The sequence below is a fragment of the Kitasatospora sp. NPDC036934 genome (genome assembly GCF_055608425.1).
This window is the reverse complement of sequence record NZ_JBVJQR010000016.1, coordinates 134290-144834: the sequence shown is the minus strand read 5'-3', so window position 1 is coordinate 144834 and position 10545 is coordinate 134290. Positions and strand designations below refer to the sequence as shown.

Annotated in this window: 11 protein-coding genes; 5 read left to right on the top strand and 6 right to left on the bottom strand. The window is 73.9% G+C overall.

Going from position 1 to position 10545, the window contains the following annotated elements:
- Positions 1 to 8: 8 nt before the first annotated feature.
- Positions 9 to 650, bottom strand: coding sequence for a suppressor of fused domain protein (locus ACZ7BZ_RS25015; protein ID WP_380457840.1), 642 nt, complete (start codon positions 648 to 650; stop codon positions 9 to 11).
- Between the two features lie 403 nt (positions 651 to 1053).
- Here ACZ7BZ_RS25015 and corA point away from each other — a divergent pair, with 403 nt between their 5' ends.
- A complete protein-coding gene (gene corA / locus ACZ7BZ_RS25010) occupies positions 1054 to 2175 on the top strand; it encodes a magnesium/cobalt transporter CorA (protein WP_470360223.1) in 1122 nt (373 codons plus the stop codon).
- A 19-nt stretch (positions 2176 to 2194) separates the two neighbouring features.
- Here the strand turns inward: corA and ACZ7BZ_RS25005 are convergent, their stop codons facing one another.
- Positions 2195 to 3124, bottom strand: coding sequence for a DMT family transporter (locus ACZ7BZ_RS25005; RefSeq protein WP_470360222.1), 930 nt, complete (start codon positions 3122 to 3124; stop codon positions 2195 to 2197).
- A gap of 196 nt (positions 3125 to 3320) precedes the next feature.
- On the opposite strand from ACZ7BZ_RS25005, the gene ACZ7BZ_RS25000 reads away from it, so the two are divergent.
- The 4 genes from ACZ7BZ_RS25000 (at position 3321) to ACZ7BZ_RS24985 (ending at position 7145) form a co-directional block, all read left to right on the top strand.
- Complete coding sequence (locus tag ACZ7BZ_RS25000) at positions 3321 to 3860, top strand: pyridoxamine 5'-phosphate oxidase family protein (protein WP_470360221.1); 540 nt, start codon at positions 3321 to 3323, stop codon at positions 3858 to 3860.
- Between the two features lie 138 nt (positions 3861 to 3998).
- The gene (locus ACZ7BZ_RS24995; protein ID WP_470360220.1) at positions 3999 to 5303 is read left to right on the top strand and encodes a magnesium transporter MgtE N-terminal domain-containing protein; all 1305 of its coding nucleotides are present in this window, start codon (positions 3999 to 4001) and stop codon (positions 5301 to 5303) included.
- Positions 5293 to 5928 carry a DUF1003 domain-containing protein gene (locus ACZ7BZ_RS24990; protein ID WP_465740786.1) on the top strand — a complete coding sequence of 212 codons (636 nt, stop codon included), beginning with the start codon at positions 5293 to 5295 and terminating at the stop codon, positions 5926 to 5928. The genes ACZ7BZ_RS24995 and ACZ7BZ_RS24990 overlap by 11 nt, the downstream gene beginning before the upstream one ends.
- Before the next feature lie 56 nt (positions 5929 to 5984).
- Complete coding sequence (locus tag ACZ7BZ_RS24985) at positions 5985 to 7145, top strand: Mrp/NBP35 family ATP-binding protein (protein ID WP_470360219.1); 1161 nt, start codon at positions 5985 to 5987, stop codon at positions 7143 to 7145.
- Between the two features lie 184 nt (positions 7146 to 7329).
- On the opposite strand, the gene ACZ7BZ_RS24980 is transcribed toward ACZ7BZ_RS24985, so the two are convergent.
- The 4 genes from ACZ7BZ_RS24980 to sigE all read right to left on the bottom strand — a co-directional run bounded on the left by ACZ7BZ_RS24980 (position 7330) and on the right by sigE (position 10525).
- Positions 7330 to 8007, bottom strand: coding sequence for a hypothetical protein (locus ACZ7BZ_RS24980; RefSeq protein WP_470360218.1), 678 nt, complete (start codon positions 8005 to 8007; stop codon positions 7330 to 7332).
- Between the two features lie 201 nt (positions 8008 to 8208).
- Positions 8209 to 8643, bottom strand: a complete 435-nt coding sequence (locus ACZ7BZ_RS24975) for a sec-independent translocase (RefSeq protein ID WP_380457856.1) — start codon at positions 8641 to 8643, stop codon at positions 8209 to 8211.
- A 125-nt stretch (positions 8644 to 8768) separates the two neighbouring features.
- Positions 8769 to 9800, bottom strand: a complete 1032-nt coding sequence (locus ACZ7BZ_RS24970) for an anti-sigma factor family protein (RefSeq protein ID WP_470360217.1) — start codon at positions 9798 to 9800, stop codon at positions 8769 to 8771.
- Complete coding sequence (sigE, locus tag ACZ7BZ_RS24965; RefSeq protein ID WP_470360249.1) at positions 9797 to 10525, bottom strand: RNA polymerase sigma factor SigE; 729 nt, start codon at positions 10523 to 10525, stop codon at positions 9797 to 9799. The genes ACZ7BZ_RS24970 and sigE overlap by 4 nt, the downstream gene beginning before the upstream one ends.
- Positions 10526 to 10545: the final 20 nt, after the last annotated feature.

The window sequence follows — 10545 nt, the reverse complement described above, 5'->3', positions numbered from 1 at the left end:
GCCGGGGGTCAGTCGAGCTTGACGCCGCGCCGCTGCGGGTCGCGCAGGTCGGTGCCCTGGTTCAGCCAGCGCTCCTGCAGCGCCGCCGCGCCGTGCACCCGCTTCCAGCCGGCCTCGTTGGGCGTCATCGGGAGCAGCGGCAGGAAGCGCACCGGCTCGGCGGGCTCGGCCAGTTCCAGGTCCTCGACCAGGCCGCCCGGCTCGGCGGCCAGCACCGAGGTGAAGGGGGCGCCGTCCCAGAGCGGGGCGCCGAGGTCCAGCGAGCCGCCCGGGGCCACCACCAGGCCCTCGACCTGCGGGGTCGCGGCGAAGGTGGCGAGGCTGCGCAGCACGCCGTCGCTCCCGCCGCGCACCGTCAGCACCAGTTCGACGCGAGGGCCGCGCAGCTGGTCGGCGACCAGCGCGGTCGGGTCGGCCATCGGGGCGGCGGACATCCCGAGCGTCGCGTAGCGGACCAGTCCGTCGGCGTCCGGACCGAAGCGCAGCACCTCGATCCGGTCGGTGCCGAGGAAGGTGACGGCGGCTCGGCCGCTCGGCTCGCCGAAGGTCGAGATCAGCCGGGCCTCGACGGCGGCCAGGACCGCCTCCCGGGTGAGTTCCGGGGAGCTGCCGCCGTGGGGGTCACCGAAGGACGGGAAGTCGTGCGCCATGCCGGTGAGCGTAACCCGGGCGGATTCGCGGTCCGCGCGGGGGCGTACGGGCAAAGGGCAGGGAAACCCCGGGGCACCGATGCCCGGTCAGCTGTTAGGGTGAGCGACTGGCCACCGGGATCGTTCGTCCCGGGGCGGCGGCGCGAAGGAGGTGGTTGCGGTGGATACCGGCCGACCATGCAGTACCGGCAGCTCTGCCCGGCCCCGACTTCCCCGCACCCCTCGCCTCGCAGGCCCTGCCGGCTGATCCAGCCGTAGCGGCCCGGGCGCGGGTCGGCGGCGGACGGACCGGCCGGGAGAGCACCCTCATCCCCTTCACCGGTGTTCCTCGCCGTCGCACCACGGCCCTGCCCGCGGTTCTTCCGCGCCGCCGTGCGACGGCTCCTGCTTCAGGGAGCCTGCCATGTCGATGATCAACAGCCTGCGCGCCGCCGTCCGCACCAACCGCCGCCGGGGTGCCGCCGGGGTGTACGACGCCGTGCCCGAGGGCACCGGCTCGGCGGTCGTGGACTGTGCCGTCTACCAGCACGGCCGGCGCAACGGCGAGGCCTGCAGCCCGCGCGAGGCTGCCCGCCGGGTCAAGGCCGCGCACCAACTCACGGACACCGCAGGGTCGTTCAGCTGGATCGGACTGCACGAGCCGACCGGCGCGGAGTTCGAGGGCATCGCCCAGCGGTTCGGTCTGCACCCGCTCGCGGTGGAGGACGCGGTGCACGCCCACCAGCGGCCCAAGGTCGAGCGCTACGACGACGTGCTGTTCGCCGTCTTCAAGACCATCCGCTATGTCGAGCACGACCAACTCACGCCCACCAGCGAGGTGGTGGAGACCGGCGAGCTGATGGTCTTCGCCGGGCGGGACTTCGTCATCACGGTGCGGCACGGCGGCCACGGCTCGCTGCAGGAGCTGCGGCACCGGCTGGAGGCGGACGCGGACGAGGCCGGACTGCTCGCAAAGGGCCCGGCTGCGGTGCTGCACGCGATCGCCGACCACGTGGTGGACAACTACCTGCTGGTCGCCGAGCGGCTGCAGAACGACGTGGACGAGATCGAGTACGGCGTCTTCTCGGCCAAGGGCGCGCGCAGCGCGGACGTCGGACGGGTGTACCAACTCAAGCGCGAGGTACTGGAGTTCAAGCGCGCGGTGGTGCCGCTGCTGCGCCCGATGCAGCAGCTGTCCGAGCCGGTGCAGCGCCTGGTGGACCCGGACATCCAGAAGTACTTCCGGGACGTCGCCGACCACCTGGCCCGGGTCACCGAGCAGGTGCACGGCTTCGACGAGCTGCTGAACTCGCTGCTCCAGGCGAACCTGGCGCAGGTGTCGGTGGCGCAGAACGAGGACATGCGCAAGATCACCGCCTGGGCGGCGATCTTCGCGGTGCCCACCATGATCACCGGCGTGTACGGGATGAACTTCGACTACATGCCCGAACTGCACCACGCGTACGGCTACCCGATGGTGCTCGGCGCGATCGCGCTGATCTGCGTCGGGATGTACCGGGGCTTCCGCCGCAACGGCTGGCTGTAACCCCGCCTCCGGGAGGCGGTCAGCGCCGCCCGCCGCGGGCGACCAGGACCAGGCCGAGCAGGATCAGCACCACCGCCGGGTAGGCGGCCACCGGCGGCCACTGCCCCAGCCACAGGGCGGCGATCAGGGCCGCGCCCGGGGTCTCCAGCAGGATCGCGGTGGAGGTGATCGACGGGCCGAGGTTGCGCACCACCCGGTTGCTCAGCGAGTGCCCGAGCAGCTGTGCGGTGACCATCAGCAGCACGATCTGCCACCAGGCCCCGGCCGACCAGCCGGCCAGCCCGGTCCCGGTGACCAGGCAGATCACCAGCAGGCCGACCGCCGTGGTGGCGTAGCAGACCAGGGTGTACGCGGTGGTGCTGACGGTCTTGCGGACCTCGGCGCCGAGCAGCACGTACCCGGCCGCGGCAAGGCCGGCGGCGAGCGCCAGGGCGTCGCCGAGCAGGGCCCGCGGGGACATCGAGAGGTCCACGCCGGTCAGTACCAGTACGCCCGCGAAGGCGACGACGGTGCCGAGCCAGACCATCCGGGGCGCCCGGACGCCGAACAGCCGCATCAGCAGGATCGTCCACAGCGGGGTGGTGGTGACCAGCGCGGTGGCGGAGGCCACCGAGGTCATCCGCAGGCTGGGCATCCAGAGCGCGAAGTGCACCGCGAGCAGCACCCCGGCGGCGACCGCCAGCAGCAGCGACCGCCGGCCGATGCCGCGCAGTTCGGCGCGGTGGCGCAGCAGCGCGTACGGGCCGAGGACGCCGACCGACATGACGTTGCGCCAGAAGGCGATGGCCAGCGCGGGCGCGGCGGTGGCGGAGATCAGCGGGCCGGAGAGGGAGATGCCGCCGATCGAGACGGCGAGCAGCAGCAGGTCGAGGCTGGGGAGCGGGTGCGCGGACCGCGGGTCGGCGGCGGTGGCTGGGGCGGGGGCGGTCGCGGGCCGGGCGGCGGGCACGGCGCTCCTTCGCTGGTCGCGGGGGCGGGGCGCTCATACGGTAAGGCCCGTGGCCCGGTAATGGAACTGTCGCCCGGCGGCTGAGACATCCGGCGGGACCAGCCTGGCCGTCCGACCCGGCCACGGCGCCCGCCCGCGGGACCACCGCGCCCGTCCGGCCGACGGGGACGGACCGGAAACCCGTACGCTGTCCGCCATGGACCGCAACTCCGCCGCCCCCACCGCCGACGACTTCCTCGACCAGGCCCTGCTGGAGGAGGCCGCGAAGAAGTCCGGTCTGCTCTGGGTGCGCGCGGACGGAGAGGCACAGGCCCGCCCGCTGTGGCACGCCTGGCACGACGGCGCGGTGATGGTGGTCGGCGACGGCGGCGAGCAGCCGCTGCACGGCCTGACCGCGGGCGCCGGCGCCGTGATCACCGTGCGCAGCAAGGACAAGGGCGGCCGGCTGACCGGCTGGAACGCCGAGGTGGTCGAGCTGGAGCCGCACGGCGAGGCCTGGCTGGGCGCCGTCGAGGAGCTCAAGGGCAAGCGGCTGAACGCGCCCGACACCGACACCATCGCCGAGCGCTGGGCGCGCGAGTGCCGGGTGCTGCGGCTGCGGCCGGCCGGGGCGCTGACCGAGCGACCGGGCGCCATGCCGGACGGCTCGCACGCCGCCCAGCCGATGCCCACCCCGGCCACCACCCGCCGCCCGATCCCGGCCGGGCTGCCCAAACTACTGTTCAAGCGCCGCTAAAGGTTCACGCCCAGGACTCCTGGGGTCGCTACGGTGCCTCACCGGGCCGGGCGTACGCCGCGCGGGTAGCCTTGGCCGAACGCGCGCCGCGGCGCGCACGGTACGGCGTCGAGCAGGTCGAGCGAGTCGAGGGAGTTCATGGCAGGGCCAGGTACCCGGGTCTTCATCTCCCATCTCTCCGCCATCGCGGTCTTCGACCCGAACGGCGACCAGGTCGGACGGGTCCGGGACGTGGTCGTGTCGCTGCGCCTGGGCGGACGCCCGCCGCGGGTGCTGGGCCTGGTGGTCGAGGTCGTCGGCCGGCGCCGGATCTTCCTGCCGATGACCAGGGTGACCAGCCTGGAGTCCGGCCAGGTGCTCGCCACCGGCCTGATCAACCTGCGCCGCTTCGAGCAGCGCCCGTCCGAGACCCTGGTGCTGGCCGAGCTGCTGGACCGCACCGTCACCTGGTCCAAGACCGGTGAGGACGTCACCGTGCTGGACGTCGGCATGGTGCAGACCCGGCTGCGCGAGTGGGAGGTCAGCAAGGTCTTCGTCCAGGTCGGCCGGGCCTCCCGGCTGCGCAAGGGCAAGGGCGAGCGGCTCACCCTGGACTGGCAGGACGTCACCGGCTTCGCACTGCCCGAGCAGGACCAGGGCGCGGCCAACCTGCTCGCCACCTTCGAGCAGTTGCGCCCGGCCGACCTCGCCAGCGTGATGCACCACCTGTCCGCCAAGCGCCGCGCCGAGGTGGCCGCCGCGCTGCCCGACGAGCGGCTCGCGGACGTCCTGGAGGAGCTGCCCGAGGACGACCAGGTCGAGATCATCGGCAAGCTCAAGGGGGAGCGGGCGGCCGACGTCCTGGAGGCGATGGACCCGGACGACGCCGCCGACCTGCTCTCCGAGCTGCCCGGCGACGAGGCCGAGCGGCTGCTCGGGCTGATGGAGCCGGAGGAGGCCGAGCCGGTCCGCCGCCTGCTGTCCTACGAGGAGGACACCGCCGGCGGTCTGATGACCACCGAGCCGATCGTCCTCGAGCCGGACGCGACGGTCGCCGAGGCGCTGGCCCGGATCCGGATCCGCGACCACAAACCCGCGCTGGCCGCCCAGGTGTACGTCTGCCGACCCCCGACCGAGACCCCGACCGGCAAGTACCTGGGCGCGGTGCACTTCCAGCGGCTGCTGCGCGAGCCCCCGTACGTCCTGGTCGGCTCGCTGGTGGACGACGACCTGGACGCGCTGCCGCCGGACACCCCGCTGCCGCTGGTCACCAGCTACCTGGCGACGTACAACCTGGTGGCCGCGCCGGTCGTGGACGAGGCCGACCACCTGCTCGGCGCGGTGACCGTCGACGACGTGCTCGACCACCTGCTGCCCGACGACTGGCGCGACGCCGCGCTGCACGCCCGGGACGACGAGGACACCCGGTACGACGAGAGGGAGGAGACGGCCGGTGGACGGTGACCGCAACGGACGTCCCGGCGAGTCCGCGCGCCGGCGCCTGCAGGGCGAACTGCGGGAACTGCGCCAGCTGCGCGAGCTGCGCACCCGCGAGGGCATCGGCCGGGACCGCCTGGAGACCTCCCCCATCACCGGCTCCAACCGCACCCGCCTCGACCAGCCGCGCACCGCCCGGCCGGGCCTGCTGAGCCTGCCGTCCTACGACCCCGAGGCCTTCGGCGTGCTGTCGGAGCGGATCGCCCGCTTCCTCGGCACCGGCCGGTTCATCGTCTGGATGACGGTGTTCGTCGTGGTCTGGATAGGGTGGAACACCCTGCTGCCGGCCGGCCTGCGGTTCGACGAGTACCCGTTCATCTTCCTCACCCTGGCGCTGTCGCTGCAGGCCTCGTACGCGGCTCCGCTGATCCTGCTGGCGCAGAACCGGCAGGACAACCGGGACCGCGTCAACATGGAGCAGGACCGCGCCCGCAGCGACCGCAACATCGCCGACACCGAGTACCTGGCCCGCGAGGTCGCCGCCCTGCGGCACGGGCTCGGCGAGGTGGCCACCCGTGACTTCATCCGCTCCGAGCTGCAGTCGCTGCTCAAGGAGATGGACGAACGGCGGGGCGCGGCCGAGTCGTTGTGACCCTCGGCACGCTACCGGCCGGTTAACCGGTTCGCCGGGCGCCGTACCATCAAGGCATGGCCAACGAGACAGAGGTCGCGGCCGGCGTCACGGAAGAGTCCGTACGCCAGGCGCTGGCGACCGTCAACGACCCGGAGATCAACCGCCCGATCACCGAGATCGGCATGGTGAAATCGGTCGGGATCGCCGAGGACGGCGCGGTGAGCGTCGCGGTCTACCTGACCGTCTCCGGCTGTCCGATGCGCGACACCATCGTCACCCGGGTCCGCGAGGCGGTCGGTAGGGTGCCCGGCGTGACCGGCGTCGAGGTCGAGCTGGACGTGATGAGCGACGAGCAGCGCAAGGAGCTCTCCCAGCTGCTGCGCGGCGGCGCCCCCGAGCGGGAGATCCCGTTCGCCAAGCCGGGCACGCTGACCCGCGTCTACGCCGTCGCCTCCGGCAAGGGCGGCGTCGGCAAGTCCTCGGTGACGGTCAACCTGGCCGCCGCGATGGCCGCGGACGGGCTGAAGGTCGCCGTCGTGGACGCCGACATCTACGGCCACAGCGTGCCGCGCATGCTGGGTGTCGAGGGCCGCCCGACCCAGGTCCAGGACATGATCATGCCGCCGCAGGCGAACGGCGTGAAGGTCATCTCGATCGGCATGTTCACCCCGGGCAACGCCCCCGTGGTGTGGCGCGGCCCGATGCTGCACCGGGCGCTTCAGCAGTTCCTCGCCGACGTGTACTGGGGCGACCTGGACGTGCTGCTGCTGGACCTGCCGCCCGGCACCGGCGACATCGCGATCTCGGTGGCCCAGCTGGTCCCCAACGCCGAGATCCTGATCGTCACCACCCCGCAGATGGCCGCCGCCGAGGTGGCCGAGCGGGCCGGCACCATCGCGGTGCAGACCCACCAGAAGATCGTCGGCGTGATCGAGAACATGTCCGGCATGCCGTGCCCGCACTGCGACGAGATGATCGACGTCTTCGGCACCGGCGGCGGCCAGACCGTCGCGGACGCACTCACCCGCACGGTCGGCGCGACCGTCCCGGTGCTCGGCTCGATCCCGATCGACGTCCGGCTGCGCGAGGGCGGCGACGACGGCCGCCCGGTCGTCCTGGCCGCCCCCGACTCCCCGGCCGGCGCCGCCCTGCGCGCCGTGGCCGGCAAGCTCGGCGGCCGCCAGCGCGGACTCTCCGGCATGTCGCTGGGCCTGACGCCCAAGAACAAGTTCTGAGGCCGTACCTCCCCCGCCCCGAGCCGAAGGGGCGCGCCGGTGCCGAAAGGGAGAAGCGACCAGCGAGGGACCAGCGCCGGAGCGACGACCGTCGGCACCGGGTCCGAGCGCCCCGGAGGCGAGCGGGCGAGTGACTGCGGGCCCGGGTGGATCTCCACCCGGGCCCTCGGCGTCCCCAGGGGCCCTACGGGCGGGCGTAGCCGCCCAGGTCGGGGACGGTGGCGAAGCCGACGCCGTACGCGCTGACGCCCCGGCCGAAGGCGCCGAGCAGCACGCCGGGGGCCTCGCCGGCCAGCACCCAGCCGTACTCGGACTCGCGGTAGCGGAACGGCTGCGGCAGGCCGTTGACCGGCAGGCTCAGGGTGGACCAGCCGGGGCCGGCCAGGTCGTCGGCGAGGTCCCAGGCCAGGTTGCTCTGCTGGTCCAGCCAGTCCTGGCGCAGCGTGCGGTCCAGCTGGCCCGGCCAGGTCGCGGCGAGCAGGCCGGAGCCGGCCAGCCAGGCGGCGGAGGAGGCGGAGGTCGCCTCCAGCGTGCCGGTGTTGTCGGCGCTGCGGCGGCTGTCCCGGCGGGCGACGGTGACCACGACGGCGAACTTCCGTACGTCGCGCGGCTCGAACTGCTTGGCGGGCTCGTCGCCGTGGCCGAGGGTGCCGTAGTCGACGCTGCCGGCCGTTCCGCCGCGGGGGACGCCGGCGCCGGCCTGCATCAGGTAGCGGCGGCCGCTCCAGCCGTCGTCCAGGCCGTACCAGGGGAAGTCGGCGGACAGGTAGGGCACCAGCGGGTCCGCCGGGCCTGCCTGCCCGCCGACCACCGGGCCGCCGGCCGTGACCGTCGCCCCTCCCGCCTGACTCGTCGCGTCCATCCCCGGGCCTCCTCAAACGCACGTGTGCCTGCCGTGGCGCGCTCCCATGGTGGCGTACCTCGGCGTTCCCGGGGGCCGTTCCTGGTCCGCGCGGACGCGGATGTGACGGACGGCTCAGCGGGAACAATCAGCACAATAGCGGCGCGCACGCCGCCGCCCCGCTCAGCCGGGCGGCCGGGCGGGGCGGTGGTTTCGGTGCCGCTACGTCGCGTCGGGGTCGAACGGGGGCCGCTCGCCGGGCTGCAGCGGGGCGCCGGCGGAGGCGGGAGCCGGGGCGGCCTTGTCGAAACTCACGCTGCCCGCCCGGCCGTTCACCGGCGCGGCCGGCTTGTCGTCCAGGACGGAGCGGATGTCGAGCGACTCCTTCATGTCCTTCAGGCCCAGCGGGTCCTGCTGGTCACCGATGAGCTGCTTGCGGACGAAGGTCTTGGGGTTGAGGTCCTCGAACTCGAAGTCCTTGAACTCGGGCCCGAGCTCGCTGCGGATGTCCTCCTTCGCGTTGTCCGCGAAGGAACGGATCTTCCGGATGAAGCCCATGGTGTCCTGGATCAGCTTCGGCAGCTTGTCGGGGCCGAAGATGATGATCGCCATCACGATCAGGGTCAGGATCTCCAGCCCACCTACGTCGCTGAACACCTTTGCTCCCTAGCTCGTCGGACGACGGTTCCTACAGGGTAATGGCCACCGGCGGGTCCCTGGCCCACAGCGGGATGAAGCCGTGGTAAAGACCGGCCGGTGGCCTGGGCGAGCGAAGGGGTTCGCTAACGGATCTGCTGGCGCAGGGCGGCGATGCTGCCGGGGTAGCGCTCCGGGGAGGAGGACGGCTCCGCCTCGCGGGTGGCGGCCACCGGGCGGCCCGGGAAGTCCACCGGGACCTGGGCGTTCATCGGGACCAGGCCGGTGCGGCCGGTGGTGCCGCCCACCGGGCTGACCGTGGTGCCGTGCTGCTCCTCACCCTGGGTGAGCCCCCCGACGCCGCCGAGCGTGACCGCGGCGACGGAGAAGGCGCCGGCGGCGGCGAACACCAGTCGGCGGCCGCGGGCCGCGGAGGGGCGTACGACGGCCGCGGCGGGCTGCGGACGGGCGGCGGCGCGGTCGGGCCGGGCGACGGCCTCCGGATGGGCGGTGCGGCGCCCCATCAGCGGCCGCAGCACCGAGCCGCGGCCGAAGGCGCGCGGGTCGAACCCGGGGACGGGGGCGTCGGCGCCCAGCGCGCCCGCACCGAAGGAGGCGCCGGCGCCACGGCCGAAGGAGCCGCCGTCGAGCCGGCTGCCGCCGAGGGTGCCGGTGGCGCCCACTCCGCCGCCGGGCAGGTCGTCGTCGTCCCGGCCGCGCCCGCGCGGCGGCCAGTCGGCGTCCGCCGGGGCGTCCTCCGGGAGGCTGCCGACGGCCATCAGCCGGGCCATCAGCGCGGAGGAGGGGCCGGGGTTGTCGGTGCGGGTCAGCAGGTGTTTGACGGAGCGGCCCTCGTCGGCCTCGGCCTTGCACTGCGGGCAGGTCGCCAGGTGGGCCAGGACCCGCTCGCGGGAGTCGTGGCCGAGCTCGCCGTCCAGGAAGGCGGACAGCCGGTCGCCGAGGTGGTGCTCCTCGGCCGCGGGTTCGGCGGGCCGTACGGGGACCGTGCGCAGTGCCGTGTCGGCGGGCAGCGGGAGGGCGGGCGGCAGGGGGTCGCCGGGTTCGCCGAGCACCGGGTCCTCGGTGCCGCGACGGCCCGGCAGTGCCCAGCTCCGCCAGGCCGAGGACCGGTCGGACGCATCCGAACGGTCCGGGCCGGACCGGCTGGTTCCGCTCACGATCGCCTCCGTCCACGCCCGCCGGGCGCAGTCGCGGCCTCGCCGGCGACGCCGACCGGCACCGGCTCCTCCGAGCCGCCGCGGCGCTCGCGGCCCGGGGCCGAGCCGGGGGCGCGGTGCTTGAGCGCGGCGCGCAGGTGGGAGCGGCCGCGGTGGATGCGGCTGCGGACGGTACCGAGCTTGACGCCCAGCGTGGCGGCGATCTCCTCGTAGGAGAGGCCCTCGATGTCGCAGAGCACCACGGCGGCGCGGAACTCCGGGGCGAGGGTGTCCAGGGCCTGCTGCACGTCGGCGTCGAAGTGGGTGTCGCTGAAGTGCTGGGCCGGGCTGGGCTCGCGGGAGGCGAGCCGCTCGGCCGCGTCCTCGCCGAGCGCGTCGAAGCGGATGCGCTGGCGGCGGCGGACCATGTCCAGGAACAGGTTGGTGGTGATCCGGTGCAGCCAGCCCTCGAACGTGCCGGGGGTGTAGGTGGACAGCGAACGGAACACCCGGACGAAGACCTCCTGGGTGAGGTCCTCGGCATCGTGCTGGTTGCCCGTCAGGCGGTAGGCCAGGCGGTAGACGCGGGCGCTGTGGGCCTCGACGATCTCCTCCCACGTGGGAGGAGTCCAGGTCTGCGCGTCGGGACCTTCGGCGAAGGTCGCGAGGACAGGGGCCTCGGTGGTACCGGCGGCCGGCGTCTCGGCGGCGGGCTGGTCCAGGTCGGAGTGCGCAGGCTGGTTCATCACGGGCTTCGGCGTACGGG

What these genes read in the sequence shown, in the direction of transcription:
- ACZ7BZ_RS25015 (WP_380457840.1), bottom strand. Translation starts at nt 650, where the DNA reads ATGGCGCACGACTTCCCGTCCTTCGGTGACCCCCACGGCGGCAGCTCC.
- corA (WP_470360223.1), top strand. Translation starts at nt 1,054, where the DNA reads ATGTCGATGATCAACAGCCTGCGCGCCGCCGTCCGCACCAACCGCCGC.
- ACZ7BZ_RS25000 (WP_470360221.1), top strand. Translation starts at nt 3,321, where the DNA reads ATGGACCGCAACTCCGCCGCCCCCACCGCCGACGACTTCCTCGACCAG.
- ACZ7BZ_RS24995 (WP_470360220.1), top strand. Translation starts at nt 3,999, where the DNA reads ATGGCAGGGCCAGGTACCCGGGTCTTCATCTCCCATCTCTCCGCCATC.
- ACZ7BZ_RS24985 (WP_470360219.1), top strand. Translation starts at nt 5,985, where the DNA reads ATGGCCAACGAGACAGAGGTCGCGGCCGGCGTCACGGAAGAGTCCGTA.
- ACZ7BZ_RS24980 (WP_470360218.1), bottom strand. Translation starts at nt 8,007, where the DNA reads ATGGACGCGACGAGTCAGGCGGGAGGGGCGACGGTCACGGCCGGCGGC.
- sigE (WP_470360249.1), bottom strand. Translation starts at nt 10,525, where the DNA reads ATGAACCAGCCTGCGCACTCCGACCTGGACCAGCCCGCCGCCGAGACG.